15 protein-coding genes are annotated in these 18,956 nt (G+C 61.4%); 2 read left to right on the forward strand and 13 right to left on the reverse strand.

Features of this window, described 5'->3' with window-relative positions:
• Positions 1-47 precede the first annotated feature (47 nt).
• A complete protein-coding gene (gene uvrA / locus K3555_RS08765) occupies positions 48-2,906 on the forward strand; it encodes an excinuclease ABC subunit UvrA (protein WP_260008180.1) in 2,859 nt (952 codons plus the stop codon).
• A gap of 118 nt (positions 2,907-3,024) precedes the next feature.
• Here uvrA and K3555_RS08770 read toward each other — a convergent pair whose 3' ends face one another.
• Entirely contained in the window at positions 3,025-3,459 is a 435-nt protein-coding gene (locus K3555_RS08770; protein WP_260008181.1) for an excinuclease ABC subunit A, read from the reverse strand.
• 121 nt (positions 3,460-3,580) lie between these two features.
• On the opposite strand from K3555_RS08770, the gene K3555_RS08775 reads away from it, so the two are divergent.
• Positions 3,581-4,351: a helix-turn-helix domain-containing protein gene (locus K3555_RS08775; protein WP_260008182.1), complete on the forward strand. Its 771-nt coding sequence runs from the start codon at positions 3,581-3,583 to the stop codon at positions 4,349-4,351.
• A gap of 29 nt (positions 4,352-4,380) precedes the next feature.
• Here the strand turns inward: K3555_RS08775 and K3555_RS08780 are convergent, their stop codons facing one another.
• The 12 genes from K3555_RS08780 to K3555_RS08835 all read right to left on the reverse strand — a co-directional run bounded on the left by K3555_RS08780 (position 4,381) and on the right by K3555_RS08835 (position 18,954).
• Positions 4,381-4,734, reverse strand: a complete 354-nt coding sequence (locus K3555_RS08780) for a hypothetical protein (protein WP_260008183.1) — start codon at positions 4,732-4,734, stop codon at positions 4,381-4,383.
• Positions 4,735-4,832: 98 nt separating this feature from the next.
• Positions 4,833-6,404 (reverse strand): Hint domain-containing protein, encoded by a 1,572-nt coding sequence (locus tag K3555_RS08785; protein WP_260008184.1) that lies wholly within the window; start codon positions 6,402-6,404, stop codon positions 4,833-4,835.
• A gap of 210 nt (positions 6,405-6,614) precedes the next feature.
• Complete coding sequence (gene mmsB, locus K3555_RS08790; RefSeq protein WP_259992010.1) at positions 6,615-7,490, reverse strand: 3-hydroxyisobutyrate dehydrogenase; 876 nt, start codon at positions 7,488-7,490, stop codon at positions 6,615-6,617.
• Positions 7,487-8,533 carry an enoyl-CoA hydratase/isomerase family protein gene (locus tag K3555_RS08795; RefSeq protein WP_260008185.1) on the reverse strand — a complete coding sequence of 349 codons (1,047 nt, stop codon included), beginning with the start codon at positions 8,531-8,533 and terminating at the stop codon, positions 7,487-7,489. Before K3555_RS08795 ends, mmsB begins: the two co-directional genes overlap by 4 nt.
• Before the next feature lie 51 nt (positions 8,534-8,584).
• Positions 8,585-9,724: an acyl-CoA dehydrogenase family protein gene (locus K3555_RS08800; RefSeq protein WP_260008186.1), complete on the reverse strand. Its 1,140-nt coding sequence runs from the start codon at positions 9,722-9,724 to the stop codon at positions 8,585-8,587.
• Positions 9,725-10,290: 566 nt separating this feature from the next.
• On the reverse strand, positions 10,291-11,703 hold the full coding sequence (locus K3555_RS08805; RefSeq protein WP_409201382.1) for a methyl-accepting chemotaxis protein: 1,413 nt from the start codon (positions 11,701-11,703) through the stop codon (positions 10,291-10,293).
• Between the two features lie 327 nt (positions 11,704-12,030).
• Positions 12,031-12,453, reverse strand: a complete 423-nt coding sequence (locus K3555_RS08810) for a DUF4376 domain-containing protein (protein WP_259985181.1) — start codon at positions 12,451-12,453, stop codon at positions 12,031-12,033.
• Complete coding sequence (locus tag K3555_RS08815) at positions 12,450-12,782, reverse strand: hypothetical protein (RefSeq protein WP_259985179.1); 333 nt, start codon at positions 12,780-12,782, stop codon at positions 12,450-12,452. The genes K3555_RS08810 and K3555_RS08815 overlap by 4 nt, the downstream gene beginning before the upstream one ends.
• Positions 12,783-12,793: 11 nt before the next feature.
• Positions 12,794-13,846 carry a pyocin knob domain-containing protein gene (locus tag K3555_RS08820; RefSeq protein WP_260008187.1) on the reverse strand — a complete coding sequence of 351 codons (1,053 nt, stop codon included), beginning with the start codon at positions 13,844-13,846 and terminating at the stop codon, positions 12,794-12,796.
• 13 nt (positions 13,847-13,859) lie between these two features.
• Complete coding sequence (locus K3555_RS08825; RefSeq protein WP_260008188.1) at positions 13,860-17,960, reverse strand: DUF1983 domain-containing protein; 4,101 nt, start codon at positions 17,958-17,960, stop codon at positions 13,860-13,862.
• On the reverse strand, positions 17,957-18,361 hold the full coding sequence (locus K3555_RS08830; protein ID WP_260008189.1) for a DUF6950 family protein: 405 nt from the start codon (positions 18,359-18,361) through the stop codon (positions 17,957-17,959). Before K3555_RS08830 ends, K3555_RS08825 begins: the two co-directional genes overlap by 4 nt.
• Positions 18,361-18,954: a hypothetical protein gene (locus K3555_RS08835; RefSeq protein WP_260008190.1), complete on the reverse strand. Its 594-nt coding sequence runs from the start codon at positions 18,952-18,954 to the stop codon at positions 18,361-18,363. The genes K3555_RS08830 and K3555_RS08835 overlap by 1 nt, the downstream gene beginning before the upstream one ends.
• Between the last annotated feature and the right edge of the window lie 2 nt (positions 18,955-18,956).

Consider the following 18,956-nt stretch of genomic DNA (forward strand, 5'->3'; position numbering starts at 1 on the left):
TGGCGGGCGTTTGCCGCTGGTTTGGCAGGCGCGGGCACGGGGGCAATATGGCTGAGCTGAAATCCATCGAAGTACGCGGCGCGCGCGAGCATAATCTGAAGAACATCGACGTGGATGTTCCGCGCGATGAGCTGGTGGTGATCACCGGCCTTAGCGGCTCGGGCAAGTCCAGCCTGGCGTTTGATACCATCTATGCCGAGGGCCAGCGCCGCTATGTCGAGAGCCTGTCGGCCTATGCCCGCCAGTTCCTGGATATGATGGAAAAGCCGGATGTCGACCACATCAGCGGCTTGTCTCCGGCGATTTCGATTGAGCAGAAGACGACGTCGAAGAACCCGCGCTCAACCGTTGGCACGGTGACCGAGATTTATGACTATTTGCGGCTGCTGTTTGCCCGCGCAGGCACGCCCTATTCCCCGGCCACCGGCAAGCCGATTGAGGCGCAGCAGGTGCAGGACATGGTCGACCGGATCATGGAGATGGAGGACGGCACCCGCGGCTATCTGCTGGCGCCGATCGTCCGCGACCGCAAGGGCGAGTATAAGAAGGAATTCCTGGAGCTGCGCAAGCAGGGCTTCCAGCGGGTGAAGGTGGACGGCGAATTCTATGAGCTGGACGAGCCGCCGGTGCTGGACAAGAAGTTCCGCCATGACATCGACGTTGTGGTCGACCGGCTGGTGGTGCGGGAAGGCATGGAAACGCGGCTGGCAGACAGTTTGCGCACCGCGCTGGATCTGGCGGACGGCATCGCCATTTTGGAAACCGCACCCAAGGAAGGCGATCCGGAGCGGATCACCTTCAGTGAGAATTTCGCCTGCCCAGTCAGCGGCTTCACCATTCCCGAGATCGAGCCGCGGCTGTTTTCCTTCAACGCACCGTTCGGGGCCTGCCCGGAATGCGATGGTCTGGGGGTTGAGCTGTTCTTTGACGAGCGCCTTGTGGTGCCGGACCAGTCCCTGAAGGTCTATGACGGCGCCCTGGCGCCCTGGCGCAAGGGCAAGTCGCCCTATTTCCTGCAGACGATTGAGGCCATCGCCAAGCATTACCAGTTCAACAAGAACACTGTCTGGAAGGACCTGCCCGAGAAGGTGCAGCAGGTGTTCCTGTATGGTTCTGGCGAGGAAGAGATCATGTTCCGCTATGACGAGGGCGGGCGGGTTTATCAGGTCGAACGCACGTTCGAGGGCGTCATTCCGAATATGGAGCGGCGCTACCGCGAGACCGATTCCAACTGGATCCGCGAGGAGTTCGAACGTTATCAGAACAACCGCCATTGCCACCATTGCGAGGGCTACCGGTTGCGCGCCGAAGCGCTGGCGGTGAAGATTGCCGGCGTGCATGCAGGTCAAGTGGTGCAGCTGTCGATCCGCGAGGCGCTGGCCTGGATCGAGGATGTGCCGAACCATCTGAGCCAGCAGAAACAGGAGATCGCCCGTGCTATTGTGAAGGAGATCCGCGAGCGGCTGGGGTTCCTGAACAATGTCGGGCTGGAATACCTGTCTCTCAGCCGTAACTCCGGCACCCTTTCCGGCGGCGAGAGCCAGCGGATCCGGCTGGCGTCGCAGATCGGCTCAGGTCTTACGGGCGTGCTTTATGTGCTGGACGAGCCCTCGATCGGGTTGCACCAGCGCGACAACGACCGTTTGATCGGCACCCTGAAGAACCTGCGCGATCAGGGCAATACGGTGATTGTGGTGGAGCACGACGAGGACATGATCCGCCAGGCGGATTATGTGTTCGACATCGGCCCCGGCGCCGGGGTGCATGGCGGCGAGGTGGTAAGCCACGGCACGCCCGGAGCGGTTGCCTCGGACGTGAATTCGATCACCGGCCAGTATCTGTCGGGCACGCGGGAAATCGCGGTGCCTGCCAAGCGCCGCAAGGGCAACAAGAAGAAGATCAAGGTGGTCAAGGCCACCGGCAATAACCTGAAAGAGGTCACAGCCGAGTTCCCGCTGGGCAAGTTTGTCTGTGTGACCGGTGTGTCTGGCGGTGGCAAGTCGACACTGACGATTGAGACGCTGTTCAAGACCGCCTCGATGCGGCTGAACGGCGCGCGCCAGACCCCAGCGCCTTGCGAGAGCATCAAGGGGCTGGAGCATCTGGATAAGGTGATCGACATCGACCAGCGTCCGATCGGCCGTACGCCGCGGTCGAACCCGGCGACCTATACCGGCGCCTTTACCCCGATCCGCGACTGGTTTGCCGGCCTGCCGGAGGCCAAGACGCGCGGCTACAAACCCGGGCGGTTCTCCTTCAACGTCAAAGGCGGCCGCTGCGAGGCCTGCCAGGGCGATGGCGTGATCAAGATCGAGATGCATTTCCTGCCCGACGTTTATGTGACCTGCGAAACCTGCAAGGGCGCGCGCTATAACCGCGAGACGCTGGAAATCAAGTTCAAAGGCAAGAGCATTGCCGATGTGCTGGATATGACGGTGGAAGACGCGCAGGAGTTTTTTCAGGCGGTGCCGTCGATCCGCGACAAGATGGATGCGCTGATGCGGGTTGGTCTGGGCTATATCAAGGTGGGCCAGCAGGCGACGACGTTGTCGGGCGGCGAGGCGCAGCGGGTGAAGCTGTCGAAGGAACTGTCGAAACGCTCGACCGGGCGGACGCTGTATATTCTGGATGAGCCCACAACAGGCCTGCATTTCGAGGATGTGAAGAAGCTGCTGGAAGTGCTGCACGAGCTGGTGGAGCAGGGCAATTCGGTGGTGGTGATTGAGCATAATCTGGATGTGGTCAAGACCTCCGACTGGATCATCGACATCGGACCCGAGGGCGGCGATGGCGGTGGCGAGATTGTTGCGGCGGGCACGCCCGAAGCCGTGGCAGATGAGCCGCGCAGCCACACCGGGCGGTACCTGAAGGACATTCTGGCGGCACGGAAGGTGGCGGCGGAGTAAGGGCAGGGCACTGTCCCTCACGTTGGATGGAAGAGGGGCGCTGCCCCTCTTGGCCTTTGGCCAATTCACCCCGGAGTATTTCTAGAAAGATGAAAGGGGGCGGTTTCCCCCTCCTTTTTCATGCAGTCTGGGCAGCGGCGGGGCGGGCCAGTAACAGCGGCACCAGGAACAGCAGCAGGAAGGGTGTGTTCATCACCACATTGAACCAGGCGCCCGCAGCGAGCGAGCCGAGGCTGTCGGGGATGTACCAGGCCAGCAGCGCCGGGATCAGCAGGCGGCGGCCAAGCGCCGGGTCGGCGCTGTAGATATGCTCTGTGACCAAATAAATCAGCAGGCAGAAGCCGCACATCAGCCCGCCGCTGATTGCGGTCATCAGGGAGGCCGCGCCCGGGGTGAGCGCCTGGGCGCCGTCCAGCGGCAGGAAGGCGAGATCGATGAACAGGCTTAGTGCAGTGCCGAGCGGGGTGGCCAGCGCCAGCACCATGGCGAGGCCGAAAGCGGCAGAGAGAATCGAGACGATCTTAAGCATGCGGATTGATGCGGCGTGGGTCATTGAAAGCTCCTGATGATGTCTGCGCGCAGAATGCGGTCAGGTGCGGAAGCGAAACAATTACCTTGGAGGTAAGTGAACTTCTGATTGTGGCCGTCTATGCTGCGGCAAAAGGAGTCAGCTCATGGCGGAAGGTTTCGGCGCGGTTCTGAAGAAATGGCGCGGGCTGCGGCGGATGAGCCAGATGGCGCTGGCGCTGGAGGCCGGGGTCTCGGCGCGGCATCTGTCTTTTCTGGAGAGCGGAAGGTCGCGGCCGAGCCGCGGCATGGTGCTGCGCTTGAGCGATGAGCTGCAGGTGCCGGGCGGGGCGCGCAATCAGCTGCTGGCGGCTGCCGGCCTGGCACCTGCCTTTGCCCGGCGGAAACTGAACGATGCGGAATTGGCGCCGCTGAAACAGGCCGCTGAACAGATGATGATCGCGCATGAGCCGTATCCGGCGCTGATGATCGACCGGCATTGGCGGCTTTTGCGCCTGAACCGGCCTGCGGCCCTAATGCTTGAAGGCGTTGGGATCCGTGCGGGCTGCAGCCTGATTGAGGCTCTGCTGGAGAACGCCGGTCTGCGGGAAGCGCTGGAGAACCTGCAGGATATCGAACGGCTGAGCCTGGCCCGGCTTAGAACCGAGCTGGCCCATTTCGGCGAGGATCCGGTGCTGGAGCAGGCGGTGGAGCGGCTGCAGCGGATGGTGGCGGCCTCGGGCAGCGCACCGGAGGGGGAACTGCCCGCGGTGATCCCGGCCCGCTACCGGTTGGGCGGGCAGGTGCTGTCGTTCTTTTCCACCATTACCCAGTTCGGCGGCACTGGGGATCTGGCGATGTCAGAGCTGCGAATCGAAATGCTGTTTCCGGCTGATGAGGCCACGCGGGAGGCGATGGCCGCTATGGGCGGCCGCTAGCAGGCAGTGCGACCGGTCAGTTCGCCAGGTCAGTTCGCCAGGTCCGCCTCTGCACCGATCAGGCGCAGCACTTTCTGGGTCTCGCGGTTCACCTGATAGACATAGCCGCCGGCCTGAACATAGCTGCCAAATGGGTCCGGTGCCCATTCGCCGGGAGTCCCGATCCAGATGTATTCATCCAGAATATGGTCGCCGCGGCGGTAGAACTTCTTGGCATGGTCCGGCGGCACGCAATGCGATGAGGTCTTGGCCAGGCCCACCGGGCAGTGCAAACCTGCCTGGTCTGACTTGCCATGCCCGATGCTATTGCCCGCAGCAAGCGGAATAGCCACGGCACATGCGGCTGTGAGAACAATGATGGAAACAAAATAACGGCGTACCATTTACAACGGGTCCTTTCCTGGTCGCCTTTGACATAACGGGCCAGGCGCGAAATCCAAGAGGGCGGTAAAGCCGGCGGCGGCGGCCCGCCTGCAGCTGCTTACGCGGCGGCAAGAACCCGCGCTTCATGGCTGCGCAGGGCCAGCCGCGCCGCATTTCCGTATCCGCGGCCGGTTTCAGCGCAGAGTTCCGGGAACAATTCGCGGATTTCCGCCAAGGTGCCTGCGTCAAATCCTGCCGCTGTTTGCGGGCCGGGCTGGTAGCTTTCGCTGAGGGCGCCATCGGCCCAGAGAATCTGGTGGCGGCCGAACAGCAGGTGGACATACTGCGCTTCCTGCATCTCCAGCGCCGGGCGGATGGTGCTGTCGTTCACCAGGTCCTTTGCCTTGACCAGTACCTCACCCTCGCCGAACAGCAGCTCGGCGCGGCTGCCGGAAACCAGCATCCGGTGCTGCGGCGACACATAGAGGTCGCGGGTATTGCCGCAGCTGCCCTTGGCAAAGCGGATCGGAGCAGTTTGCGGCGTGCAGGCGATACGGCGGCTGCCCGCCCATTGCAGAACCTGAGGGCCGTTGTCGTAGGTCAGAACCTCCATGCCGGGGCGCAGATCCTCGACCCGCATCTCGCCGCCGGGCACCCGGATCATGGTGCCGCGCAGGAAGCAGGGAACCGTCTGGTTGATCTCAACCAAACCGGTGTCGGAGTTGCCCAGGCCGTTGTCTGCAGTGTAGTTGAAGTAAACGGTTTCCAGGTCGCCGTCGGTGACGACGGTCAGGGTGCCGTCGGCGTTCAGGGTGATCTGCTGACCGGTGGCCAAGGTCACGGTATCCCCGGCCGAGACGGCCTGGTCGTTGATATGGGTGATGGTCAGCGTGCCGGCGGCGGCGGTGTCGTTGTCCAGAACATCCACCACACGGGTCTTGTTGATCGCGATATCTTCCTGGTCATCCTGCGCAACCACCGCTGTCTGTACTGAGCCGCCGGCAATCAGCAGGTTGGTGTCATAACTGCTGTCCACAGTATCGGCGACGCCGATCTTGAGGGTGTTGATCTGCCCTGCATTCACCGGAGCGACAAAGGTCAGGGTGATGGTGAACCCGTCCATTTCGGTGTTGAACTGGTCGCCGGTGTTATCGACATAGACGTTTTCGGTGCCATCGTTGATATTGCCGATCGAGGCGGTGCCGTTGCCGATGGAGACCTGGGCCTCGACCCCGTTCACCCATACGCCGACCACGTCATTGTATTGCGAATTGGCGAACTCGGGGTATTCCTCGGACGACAGCACAAAGTCGATGGTCAGCAAGTCGCCTGCAGGAGTGAAGTCGATTTCCAGAAACGAGGCATCGCGGGTGGCGGCACCGGCCAGAGCGTTGAAATCCGCGTCGTTGTTGGCGCCGGTGGTATTGGTGCTGGTGTTGCCGCGGATGTTTGTGTTGGTGGTGCCGCTGCTGTTGGTAAAGTCGCGGGCGTAACCTGTCGACAGGATCACGCCGGAATCTGCGGGCGCAACGCCGGGTGTGGTTGTATCAGCGCCGGAATAGATGCCCGAAGACAGATTGTCGCCGCTGTAGCTGGCGCTTTCAACCGTGACGCCGTCGCCAAAGATTTCCTCCGCCATCTGGGCGGCAGTCGCAGAGGAGTTGATGTTCAGTTCCGTTGCCGTGGCCATAACAGACAGCGCGCCTCCGGGTGTGCGAGAATTTACGATCGCTTACCGGAATGCTGGGGAACTGAGACAGAACTGTGGCGGACTGGCGCCGAAATCCTGGAGTTTACTCGAATTTTAGGGATATTTTAAGAAAGCCGGATACAAGAGGCGGCCCGGAACAGGCCGCCTGACAGGTCATTTGTTCAAAGCCTGCGGTTGAAGAGGCAGGCCTCAGCCGTTGCGGCTGCGTGTCTCAAACCGGGGCAGCATGGCGGAAAAGTCCATGCCTTTGCCGTCTTCGTCCTCGACGAATTTCTTGTACAGCGCCATGGCCAGTTCACCCATCGGCGTGTCGGCGTCGGCGCTGGCCGCGGCTTGCTGGCTAAGGCCCAGGTCCTTCAGCATCAGCTCAGCCGCAAATCCGGGCTGGTAATTGTTGTCGGCAGGCGATTGCGGGCCGACACCGGGGGCGGGGCAATAGGCATTCATGGTCCAGCTATAGCCGGAGGATGTGGAGACCACGTCGAACATCTTCTGCCGGTCCAGGCCCAGTTTGTCTGCCAGCGCAAAGGCCTCGCAGGTGGCAATCATGGTGACGCCGAGGATCATGTTGTTGCAGATCTTGGCGGCTTGGCCAGCGCCGGCCTCGCCGCAATGCACAGCCTTCTGGCCCATGATATCAAACAGCGGTTCGGCGGCGGCAAAGGCATCAGCCGAGCCGCCGGCCATAAAGGTGAGCGTGCCGCCGGCCGCACCGCCGATGCCGCCGGAGACCGGGGCGTCCACGGACAAAAGACCTGCGGCGTCGGCCTGTTCGGCCACCGCGCGGGCCGAGTCCACATCAACGGTGGAGCAGTCGATGAAGGCAGCGCCCTTGGTCATCGCCGGGATGATCTCAGCGGCGACAAGGCGCAGGATGGCGCCGTTGGGCAGCATGGTGATGACGGCCTCTGCACCTGCCGCGGCCTCGGGGCCGGAGGCGGCCATGGTCACGCCTTCGATGCTGACATCGGCCATATCAAAACCGGTGACCTCATGGCCTGCCTTGGCTAGGTTGGCGGCCATCGGCCCGCCCATGTTGCCAAGCCCGATAAATCCGATTTTCATGTGAGTTCCTCCTCGAATGTCAGTGCATCAGCGCCCAAGGGCGCCAGCATGTCTTCAATCGCCTGGGCCGGCACCGGCTGGCCCGCATATTGCCATTTCGGATTGCGGTCCTTGTCAATGATCTGGGCACGGATGCCCTCCAGGAAATCGCTCTGGTCCATGGCGCGGAAGGTGAAGCGGTATTCCAGATCCAGCGCCCGGCGGATGGCAGGGCCATCAGCACGCAGGCGGCGCAGCATTTCCAGCGTGCAGGCCATCGACAGAGGCGAGTTGCGGCTAAGAGGCTTCAGCGTCGCGGCGGCAAAATCGCTGCCCTCGGCCTGGAGGCTGGCTTGAATGTCTTCCAGTGAGTCCTTGGCGAAATGGCGGGTGATATCCGCCAGTGCCGGGCGCAGCTTTCCTTGCGGAGCGGGCAGGGCGGCGTCCTCCACCAGTTTAGCGGCGCCGGTTTCTTCCAGCGCGGATATCAGCGCGGGCCATTGCTCTTGCGGGATGAAAAAGTCAGCAAATCCCGCAAGGATCGCGTCATCCGCGCCCATCCGGGCCGCTGTCATGCCAAGATATTCACCCAAATGGTCCGGCGCCAGCGCCAGCATCAGTGATCCACCTACATCCGGCACCAGGCCGATGCCGACCTCGGGCATGGCAATCTGGCTGGTCTCGTTCACCACCCGGTGGGTGCCATGGCAGCCGATGCCGACACCGCCGCCCATGGTGAAGCCCTGCATGAAACTGATCACCGGTTTCTTGTATTCAAAAATCAGCGCGTTCAGCCGGTATTCATCGCGCCAGAAGGTGCGGCCATAGCTGTAGTCGCCCTTGGTGCCGGTATCATACAGCTCGGCAATGTCGCCACCGGCGCAAAAGGCCTTGTCGCCCTCGGCATCGATCACCACCAGCTTGACGCTGTCGTCATCGGCCCAGCCGCGCATGGCGGCATCAATCGCTATGCACATCTCATAGCTCATCGCGTTCAGCGCCTTGGGGCGGGTAAAGGTGATGCGGCCAGCCTGGCCGGTCTTGCGGATATGGATATCACTCATCCTGGGTGCTCCATCGTGGTGTTGCGCCAGTGTGTTTTTGTCGGCTGCAGTTTACTCAGCTATCAGCTGGCGGGCGACGATCAGGCGCATGATCTCGTTGGTGCCTTCCAGGATCTGATGCACCCGCAGGTCGCGGACGATCTTCTCAACACCGTAGTCGGCCAGATAGCCGTAGCCGCCGTGCAGCTGCAGGCAGCCGTTGGCCACGTCAAAGGCGGTGTCGGTGACCATCAGCTTGGCCATGGCGCAAAACTTGGAGGCGTCATGCGCGCCGGTGTCCAGCTTCCACGCCGCCTGGCGCAGGAAGGTGCGGGCAGCCTGCAGGCGGGTTTCATATTCCGCCAGCCGGAACTGCAGCGCCTGGAACTGGTTGATGGATTTGCCGAAGGCCTTGCGCTCGGACATGTATTGCACGGTCTGGTCCAGCGCCGTCTGGGCGCCGCCCAGGGCACCCGCCGAAATGTTCAGCCGCCCGCCGTCGAGGCCTGCCATGGCGTAGGAAAAGCCTTTGCCTTCCTCGCCGATCAGGTTGTCCGCCGGGATCGCGCAATCGTCGAATTGCACCTGCGAGGTGGGCTGCGCCTTCCAGCCCATCTTGTCCTCCAGCGCGCCGAACGACAGGCCCTGCGCGCCATCCTCGACCACCACAGTGGAGATGCCCTTGGGGCCATCCTCGCCGGTGCGGCACATCACGACATAGGCGTCGGAGTAGGAGCCGCCGGAGATGAACGCCTTGGTCCCGTTCAGCACATAGCCCTCATTGCTGCGCTCGGCGCGGGTTTTGAGGGCGGCGGCGTCGGAACCGGAACCGGGTTCGGTCAGGCAATAGGAGAAGATCTTCTCCATCGTGCAAAGCGCGGGCAGCCATTTCTGCTTGGTCTCTTCAGAGCCGAACTTGTCGATCATGCCGCCGCACATGTTGTGGATCGACAGGAACGATCCAATGGCGGGGTCCGCCATCGCCAGTGCTTCGAACACCAGGGTGGCATCCAGGCGGGTCAGGCCGGAGCCGCCGTATTCCTCGGAGACATACAGCCCGCCAAATCCCAGCTCTGCCAATCGCGGCCACAGGGATTTGGGGATGGTGCCGTCTTTTTCCCACTGCCGGGAATGCGGCGCGATGTTTTCCTGGCCGAACGCATGGGCCATATCGAAAATGGCCTGCTGTTCCTCAGTCAGCGCGAAATCCATAAGCAGCTCCTCCCGTCGCTCAGATGAATTGAACAGTTGTTTATTTAATAGCGGGCACGCGGCGCTGAGGCAAGCTGCGCAAATGCAAAGCTGCCGTGCAGTGTAGCGGGTGTAGCGGGACACTTCGCGTTGCAGTGCGGGACACTTCCCGTTGCAGCAACTCGTTTTTGCGATTTCCCTGATTTTTATGCCTGAAACGGGGGGTTAGCCAGTCCGGATCTGCGCCGGTTCCGCGATTTGACGCCGCGATTTTGGGACACTTCGCATTGCAGTACGGGACACTTCCCGTTGCAAACTGCCTAGTTCCGCCGCCCAAAGTGTAAAAAAACGCCGGGCGGCGGAGGGTTTTTAAGGGCGCTTAAAGGGAGTGTTTTACGGGTTGGGCGGGACCTTGCCGCCGTTCGCAGCAGGTGCAGCCCAGGCGGAACCGTGTGGCGGCAATGCGCAGATTGCGACCCTATCGAACTTCATGTGAACCCCTCTTGCCGACACGGCCTGGAAAAACAACGGGCATCTTTTATGATGCCCGTTGTTTTACTTGATACCTTCACTGCAACTGTCGTTGTTCAAAAGTTATCCCATCCTTGGGCCACACGAAGCTCTTCCTGCTCGAATGCAGGTTCCGGATAGGAGTTGGATTGATCCGGCTTTCCAGGCCGAGAAACCAGTTCCCGGCCCTCAGATCCGTCTCTGAACTTGGACACTTCTTGAGTCAGCTGGCCTGCATCATTCGATAACATCTGGCTGGCCGCCGAAGTTTGCTCCACCATGGCTGCGTTTTGCTGAGTTACCTGGTCAAGCTGTGATACGCCCTGATTGATTTCCAGCAACGCTGTTGATTGCTCCGAAGCGCCGGTGGCAATTTCCTGAATATGTTCGGAGATAGTGGCAACGCTCTTAATAATCTGCTGCAGTTCTTCGCCGGATTTCCCAACAAGGTCGACGCCAGTGATCACTTGTTGGTTGCTCTCGCCTATCAACTGTTTGATTTCGCCAGCAGCGTCAGCTGATCGTTGTGCAAGCGCCCGAACTTCAGAAGCAACGACGGCAAAGCCGCGTCCGGCCTCTCCGGCACGTGCTGCCTCAACCCCAGCGTTCAGTGCCAGAAGATTGGTCTGGAAGGCAATATCATCAATCACACCGATGATCTTCGAAATCTGCTCTGAAGAGCTTTCGATTTTCGCCATAGCGCCAATTGCACTACCCACGACTTCGCCGCTTTGCACGGCAGAAGTTTTAGCTTCAGCCACAATGCCTTCGACCGTCCGAGCGCCCTCAGCAGATGCTTTCACGGTCGCAGTCAGTTCTTCGATTGCTGCAGCTGTTTCTTCCAAGGTCGCTGCCTGGCTTTCAGTTCGTTGCGAAAGATCATTGGCAGATTGTGAAATCTCATCTGCAGTGCGGCCAACCGCCGATGACACTTGCTTCACCGCCGATATAGACGTGCTAAGCTGTTCCAGAGAATGATTGAAGGTTTCTCCCAGTGTTCCAATGTCCGGCAGATCAGAAATCGCCACTCTGTGCGTCAGGTTGCCTTTGCTCAATTCCTGAAGCCCCTCTCCGATTTCTTCAAGGCCGCGGCGGCGTTCTGTGATGTCTGAAGCAACTTTTACAACCCGTTCCACCTTGCCATCTTCACCTTCAACTGGGGCATAGGTGGCCTGAATCCAGATTGTCTCACCAGATTTAGTCAATCGGGGAAACTGGTCCGAGAAAACCTTGCCATTCGCGAGGTCTGACCAGAACGATTTGTATTCAACGGTGGCGACTAGATCAGGTGAAACAAACATCGAATGGTGCCGCGCCTGGATCTCTTCTAGGCTGTAGCCTAACGCGTTCAGAAAGTTCTGGTTCGCAGTAATGATCGTTCCGTCTGGGTGAAACTGAATAGTCGCCTGTGTGCGATCGACCATGCCGGCGATGATCGCATTCATGTCGTCTTTTTTAGTTGTTTTTGGCTTCTTTGTCTTAAAAAACATTAGCTTTACTCCAAGGGTTTCTGGGCCGAACTCCTGTGGGTAAATGTGATAACTCGAAAATGATATAATATCGTTAAATGCCTGAGTGCCGATTGCCGAGGTGCTTTAAAAGGTGATTTCCTTTTGAAAAATCTGGTTATGAAGCCGGTGGGTGAAGTCAAAGGTTAGCGCAGGTAGTGACCTTGAGGCTACTATTGAGAAGAGCTTGTCGTGTGACCGCTTGGGGCGGTACGCGACAAGTCGTGCTGACTAAAGGTCGCAGGATGGTCAAGGTCCGCAAGGGGCTGCAACCGGCCCGGGCCTCCCGTTTCCGGGAGGCGGTTTGTTTCAGCTTTCAGCAGCGGGGCCGGCCATGGCTGCATCAAATGCGGCCCGCACAGCAAACCCGGCCAGATCTGCATCGCTGAGTGCGGCGATCTGCGCCTCCACAGCTTCTTCCGCATCAAAACAGCTCTGCACATGGGCCGCGACGGCAGCGGTGATCTGCTCCAGGTCGGCGCGCGTCAGCTTGATCCAGCCATCGGGGGCCTTCCAGGAGAACGGCTCGCTCTTGATGCCCAATTGCAGAGCAAACAGCGCCTCAGTGAGGTCTTCGCGGGTTGTGCGGTCGGTGCGGGCGTGGAATCCGCTGGGCAGCGTGATGCCGCCGTTTTGGATCTGCCACCGGGTTCCGGCCAGATCGGACAGGAGCGCCGCGCGGGCGGCTGCCGCGACCTGCTCAGCCGTGGTGATTTTCAGGGAGAACGTCATGCTGCAACCTCGCCGGTCTGGGGTTTGCGAACAATTGGGTCAGGCACCGGGCCGCTGGCGACGGTGAGCGTCGGCGGGACAACAGACTGGTCCGGCTCTGCAGTTGCCTCGAAAAAGAACCACCGCACCTGAACATGCAGCTCGCCATCGATCCGCTCGATGCGCCCTATGAACGGATGGTTTTCGCCTTCCGGTTCGGCAAAGCCGCCATCGGGGACATCGGACAGATCAAAGGACACGCCGCCCACAGTGATCACATCGCCGCTCACATTGGCGCTGGTTTCAGATTGGCCGGGAGGACCGGCCACACAGATGCAGGTTACTTTCATGATGATCTCCTTTAATACCAGCGGCCTTCGGCCCTGAGGCTGCAAGGCGTTGCAGTTCGCCCGCCCGCAGTGTCGTGCGCGTTCCAGGACACAGCCAAAACAGACGGCGCCCGTGCGCCACCAATGATGGCATTTGCAGAGGACCGGGCAGTGATATGAACGGTAAGATTTGTCGTCGTAGAGAAAGCTGCCGGGAAGTCCCAAACAGAGTCAGCGCCACTGTCCGCAGTGATGGCTTTAGTGCAGATTTGCGTCCCATCAGCGAAGCGCACCCACTCGCCAGTGGGGCCGCTGCCGCGCTTGGGGACTAGGCTGATCCAGTCCTGCAAAGCTCCGCCGTCCTTGATCCGCGTGAACATCTTACCGCTGGGATGCGCGATCAGGATTTGCGCCGCATTGTCGGCGTTGTACTGGAACTGAAGGAGACAGGAGCCGGAAGAAAACGCCTCGCCTGCTGGCAGGGTGGAATTTCCCAACACCGCGGAGGTCAGAAAGTAGGATCCGGATGTAGCGATGTCATCAATGTTGTCATTCGGGACCGGGGCGCCCTTGTCGCCCCAACCGAAGGCGTTTGTCAGTAGCAGCTTGTCTGCTGTGGCATCCGTCGCGCTGGACTGCACCGCCGCGCCGCTGGCAGCACCTTCCTTGAGGCGGAGCTGCCAATTGCCCCCGGCTTTCAGCGCCACCTCATTGCTGGATGGCCAGCCCAGGCCGGTGTCTTCATCGCCCAGCTTGACCACATCGGTGCTGAACTTGCCCTGTCCGGGGCCGTCCGCAACGGCTTGAAACGTGCCGGTCAGCGCCTGCACGCTGGCCACCACATCATGCGCCAGCGACATAGTGGGGAACAGCGCATAGATCTGCCCGGCCGCCGTTGCGCCCTGGTACATGGGGGTGATTGTCAGGAGCGTGCCGCTGCTGACCGCCAGCACCTCGTAAACCCGCCCGTCCGGGCCGACAAAGCCCCAGCCCGCCTGCGCGCTGCCAAAGAAGCTGGTGCCGGTGCCGGTGACGATTGCGCTGCCGTTCACAACGCTGACTGTTCCTGCCTTTGGCCATGCCATAGGGCTGCTCTCCTTATGTTACCTGGAACACTGTCCATTCGATTTTCGGGTTGTTGAAATAGACGCCGCCCCATGCTTCCAGATCGATGGCGAGAAACACCCGCTGATCGCTGCCGCTGGCCCAATGCGGGTCCACCAGGGCGGAAGGATCTTTGCGCCAAGCCGCTATTGGATCGGGGTTGGCGCCGCCGAAACCATTCCAGCGCGCCCCTGGCTGGATTGATGTATTGAGGGTCCAGAATGTGTTGTTGGGGTCCATGCCGCCTTGCGCAGTGCCGGTGGAGGAGATTGACGCAGCGGCGGCCAGGGCAACACGCTGCGCCTGCCAGACGTCCAGCTTGCCAACCCGGATGCCGGTATTCACAAAGGCCCAGCGGGCGCCGTTGCCGATTGCCCCCGGAGCCGTGAACGATCCCTGCGCCAGAACCATGGGCCGGGACAGAACCACCCCCGCCGCCTTGATCTGCCCGGTGTCAAAGTTGATCTTTATTCCGGCGGTTGGAATGCCGTTGGCATCCTGCGCGTAATCATCGCTCTTGATCACGTTTGCGATTTCAGCGCGCCCGATGGATGCCGCCCCAAGTGAGACGTTCTCCATGTAGACGTTCGCTGGATACACCCGGCCATTGATCGTGCGGTCCTCGGTATAGACCACAAAGGGGCTGCGCTTCTGCGCGCCATCAGGTGAGACGATGGCGAATTTGTCCGCCTGAAACGCAATCTCGGATGCGGGTTCTCCCTCGTCATCCAGATCAGACCGCACCACCATTCCGGCCACATGGCCGTTATTGTCGATGCGCAGGGTGTATTCCCCCATCACGCCATCCACAGTCTGCATGGTCTGCTGAATGCTGGTGCTGTTGTCGCCAACATCCGATTGCAATTGCGTGATCGCCGTGGCCTGGCTGGACACATTCCCTTCGGCACCAGTCACACGGGTGTCCAACTGGCTGAGGGCGGTGGCCTGTCCGGCAACATTGCCCTCGGCATCATCCAGACGGCTGTCCAGGCTGATGAGGCTCTGGCCGTGACTGGTGATAACACCTTCCGCACTTGTGACCCGCGCATCCAGTTGCGATTGCGCCGTGGCCTGGCCGGAAATACCCCCTTCCGCGTCGTCCAGGCGGGCTTCAAGGCTGATCAGGTTTTGACTGTGGCTGGTGATGGTGCCTTCTGCGGTGCTGACACGGGTTGTCAGCGCGCTGGAAGCGGAGGCCTGGGCGGCGATGTCGCCATCCAAGCGGACTTCCAAAGCATCAATGCTGCTGGCCAGTGCCGCATCGCCGCTGGCGCGCACCAGCTTTTCCGATTCAATCAGCGCCACGCTGTTTTCAATCGCCACGCCAAGGCTTGCCGTGATGGCTGCTGTTGCGCTGCGGTCATCATCCACCCGCGCCCGGATATCCTGTGTGGCATAGGCAATCTGGGTTTTCAGGGCTTCGCGCTGTTCATAGGCCAGCAGCAATTGCTCCAGGGTGGCAACATCCTGAGTGCCTAGCTGATCATGCAGGGTCCGCACGTCGCTCACCGACTGGGTGATCGCCGGGCCGTCCAGGGTGCTGATCTGCACCTCTGCCGAGGACAGGCGGCTTTCGGCGGCGTCAAAATCCGCCTGATCCACCTTCAGGGTGATGGCCTCTTGCGCGGCGTCGATATCCACTTCCGCCGAACTCAGGCGGGCGTCCATCCCGTCCACTTCGGTTTGCGTGGCCTTGAGGGCGATTGCCGCCTCCGCCGCGTCCAGATCCGCCTCAACCTGATTGACCCGCACCTGCAGCCCTTCAAACACCGGGAACTGGCTTGGATCTGTCAGCGCAATAGAAACCTGCTGGTTGACGTAGGCCTCTGTGGCAGTCAGGGAAATGCGGGATTCTGCGGCGGACAGCCGGATTTCCGCCTCGCTGATCCGTTCCGCTTCCGCAACCACGCCATAGATCCGCACCGTGCCGGTGTCCGGGTCCTGATAGATCCCGGCGTCCGCCATGCGGGCGTCTATTTTGGACAGTTCGGTCAGCATCCACAGCACTTTGTCCCCGATGACCCCCAGCGCTTCGGCGGCATGGAAGCTCTGCACATCGCGGATTTCCAGATCACGCTGCACCGCGCCTTCCAGCGGCGCGATCTTGTCCAGGACAAGCTGGTCATCCAGCGCGGCAGCGGCGGCATTGGCATCATCGGAAATTGCCTGCCAGGTCTCCTCGGCCAGCATGTCCGGCTGCAGCTTGAACGCGGGCGTGGTGACCGGCAGCCAGGCGGTCCACTTGGTGTCCCTGGTCTTTGAGATGGCCTTGGCGCGGGCCTCGTATTCGGTGCTGCCCTGCATCGGCTCCAGGCGGAAGGTGCCCAGCTCCAGATCGGCGGTGCTGGCGCTGAAGCGCTCGTCGTCGCCGTCCTTGACGCGGACCTGGAAAGAAACGCCGTCCGCCGTGAAGGCAAGGGAAGGGGTCCAAACTGCCCGGATGCCTACGCCGCGGACAATGCCGTTTGCGTCCTTGATCTCGATACCGGAGACGCCAAAGCCCGGCACCCCGGCGTCCTGGGTGACGATGGGCGCGGTGACCTGCGGCAGGTCCGGGGTTTCCAGCGCCAGGTCCGGATCAAAATCGCTGTGGTCCCATTCCCGCAGGCTGACAGAGACATTCAGCTTCAGCAGGTCAAAGGCCATCTCGGTGATGGTGAAGGTCTTGCCGCTGTAGCCGTACCAGCCAGAAGTGAAACGGGTCTTCAGCAGAGGCCGCAGGTTGGAATACTCAGGCGGCAGCGGCAGCCGGTGGGTACGGAAGCGGCGGTTTTCCTTCAGCAGCGCATTGCCGATCTGGCGCGCTTGCGGGGTGTTGAACACCATCGGCAGCTTCAGATCGAAGACACGCTCGCCGCCGTCTTCCGCTTCCCATTCCGGCCGGGTCAGCGTGACCGGCGCGGACGGGTTCCACAGCGCATTCGGGGACGGATGGGTGATTGTGACGGCGTTAAAGGCCTTTTCCAGGCCGGGAAAAGGGTCATGCTTCCAGCCTTCAGAGACCAGCAGGTCGTCTTCGGTCAGATCGGCTGCATAGGTGTCAACAGATCCCACCAGCGGATACCAATAGCCGCCCAGCTCGACAATCTCGGCATTTGCGGCGGCAAAGATCTCCTCAAGGAAATCGGCCGGCGGTTCTTCAAAGCGGATCTCCATGCCGCCGCGGAACTGCGGCCGGTTGTTGCTGCCCACACCCAGATCGCAGGCATCCATGGCCGCCGCCCATTCGGTGTAAGGCATGTCCCCGGCCGGAAAGCCGCCGCCCCAGACACTGCCGCAGGGCAGGGTAATGCCGCGCATGACTGTATAGGCCATGACCATCAGGTTTTCGGTGGGCTGCCAGGTCGATTGATCGTCCCAGCGCTGGGGTCCGTTGCCCCCGGCGGTGCTGTCCTGGCGCACATCATAAAAGCCCGGTCCGTTCAGCTCAAAGCGGACCTGCGGCCTGCCGTTCGGATATTGCTTGTCGCTGCGGTAGAAGGTCAGGATCGCATAGTTAAGGCCGGTCAGGATATGGTCTTCGGTCCAGGGCCGGTCGGGGTCTTCGGCATAGAGTTCGACCAGGCGCGGATCCGCTGCCAGTTGGCTGCCGTCATAAAACCGGATCCAGCCGTATCCCCAGCCGTCATCCGCGACTTTGTTCAGGATCTGGTAGCCGACGTTCGGGTCCCAGTCCGTGCCGATCTCCGAGTATTCGCCGTCGATGATCAGGCGGCGCAGGCTGGCGCCGGGGAGGTCGCCCAGCTCAATCACATGGGTCAGATAAACCCGGTTTTCGCCATGGCTGTTCTGATAGACCAGATGGCCTGCTGTGGCGAAGCGGCCAACAACCGAGCCTTGCGGATCTGTCCCGCCGGTCGTGGTCGCCGAGGTCTGAATGCCGGGGCGGCGCTGCTTGCGCTGCTGGAACTTCTTCAGCAGCAGCGAAATGCCGGTGGAAACCAGCGTCCGCAGCGCAAAGGCCGCGATTGCATTGGCGGCAACATATGCCTTGAAGGCGGTGCCAAGTGCCACCAGGACAGCCCCGACCGAGGCGGCCTCGGCGGGCTGGCACAGCACCAGCAGGAACAGCAGGGCATAAGACAGCAGCTTCATGGCCGGAACACCCGTTCCGCCCGGTCAAGGTGCAGGTAGTCCAGCCCTTTGAAGCCCAGAACATGGATCTGCGGGCCGCCGATAATCCCCAGTGCGGTGTGGCCGCCCTCGCTGATTGCGGCAATGTCGCCCGGCCGGGAACTGCCCCAGCCGTCGATTTCCGCCAAATGGGCCGCGGCCAGGTCGTCCAGATCCCGGTAGCCGGCGCCCTTCAGCTTGGTGCGGCCTTCATCAAGGCTGCGGTATTTGCCGCGCCAGGCGCTGGCCAGGTCAACGCCCGTGCAGGCCTTCACCCAGCCTGCCGCAAAGAACGCGCAGTCGAATTGCGACGGCTTCAGCACGCGCTTGGCAGCCCGGATGCCGCTCAGATAATCCAGCAGGAGTTCCGCCCGGTTTTGCATCAGGTCCCCCACGGCACCGGCCATTCACCGGCCACGTCGCTGTATTCGCGGCCCCGGTCGTCGGCGTTGCGGCGCTGCAGTTCGGCGTTTGAACGCTTCAGGGGCAGGCCCTGGGTCAGCTTGCGGGCGGGCGATACCAGGACAAGCTGGGTGAAACTGGGTTTGCCCTTGCCGCCCAGCTCCTCCGGCGCTTCGTTTAAAACGCCCTTAAACATGCGTTTAACCGGGGGCATCAGGTTGCCGGTGTCCAGGTCGAAGACTGCGGAATGGATCTGCACTTCAGCGTGGCGGGGATCATACTGCTGCAGGAGCTGCTTCACCTCGTCCAGCATCGGCGGCAGCTTGACCCGGTACTGCCGCACCTGAAAGCCAGGCGCCGCGATGATCGGGGGCACATCGATCACGGCACCCGCGCCGTAGTAGGTGCGGATCCCGCCATCGATCAGGAATTCCTGATGATCATCGCCGGTCCAGAACCCCAGGGTTTCCGGGGCGCCGGTGGTGCGGTTCCTGGCCTGAAACCACAGAAGGACGCGGGCGTCGGTGCCGCGGCGTTCTGCGAGCTGCTGCTGTGCTTGTGCGGAATAGCTCATGG

It is taken from the genome of Leisingera sp. M527 (assembly GCF_025141525.1).
Classification (GTDB): Bacteria; Pseudomonadota; Alphaproteobacteria; order Rhodobacterales; family Rhodobacteraceae; genus Leisingera.

Coding starts and splice junctions, on each gene's coding strand:
- uvrA (WP_260008180.1), top strand. CDS start 48: ATGGCTGAGCTGAAATCCATCGAAGTACGCGGCGCGCGCGAGCATAAT.
- K3555_RS08770 (WP_260008181.1), bottom strand. CDS start 3,459: ATGACCCACGCCGCATCAATCCGCATGCTTAAGATCGTCTCGATTCTC.
- K3555_RS08775 (WP_260008182.1), top strand. CDS start 3,581: ATGGCGGAAGGTTTCGGCGCGGTTCTGAAGAAATGGCGCGGGCTGCGG.
- K3555_RS08780 (WP_260008183.1), bottom strand. CDS start 4,734: ATGGTACGCCGTTATTTTGTTTCCATCATTGTTCTCACAGCCGCATGT.
- K3555_RS08785 (WP_260008184.1), bottom strand. CDS start 6,404: ATGGCCACGGCAACGGAACTGAACATCAACTCCTCTGCGACTGCCGCC.
- mmsB (WP_259992010.1), bottom strand. CDS start 7,490: ATGAAAATCGGATTTATCGGGCTTGGCAACATGGGCGGGCCGATGGCC.
- K3555_RS08795 (WP_260008185.1), bottom strand. CDS start 8,533: ATGAGTGATATCCATATCCGCAAGACCGGCCAGGCTGGCCGCATCACC.
- K3555_RS08800 (WP_260008186.1), bottom strand. CDS start 9,724: ATGGATTTCGCGCTGACTGAGGAACAGCAGGCCATTTTCGATATGGCC.
- K3555_RS08805 (WP_409201382.1), bottom strand. CDS start 11,703: ATGTTTTTTAAGACAAAGAAGCCAAAAACAACTAAAAAAGACGACATG.
- K3555_RS08810 (WP_259985181.1), bottom strand. CDS start 12,453: ATGACGTTCTCCCTGAAAATCACCACGGCTGAGCAGGTCGCGGCAGCC.
- K3555_RS08815 (WP_259985179.1), bottom strand. CDS start 12,782: ATGAAAGTAACCTGCATCTGTGTGGCCGGTCCTCCCGGCCAATCTGAA.
- K3555_RS08820 (WP_260008187.1), bottom strand. CDS start 13,846: ATGGCATGGCCAAAGGCAGGAACAGTCAGCGTTGTGAACGGCAGCGCA.
- K3555_RS08825 (WP_260008188.1), bottom strand. CDS start 17,960: ATGAAGCTGCTGTCTTATGCCCTGCTGTTCCTGCTGGTGCTGTGCCAG.
- K3555_RS08830 (WP_260008189.1), bottom strand. CDS start 18,361: ATGCAAAACCGGGCGGAACTCCTGCTGGATTATCTGAGCGGCATCCGG.
- K3555_RS08835 (WP_260008190.1), bottom strand. CDS start 18,954: ATGAGCTATTCCGCACAAGCACAGCAGCAGCTCGCAGAACGCCGCGGC.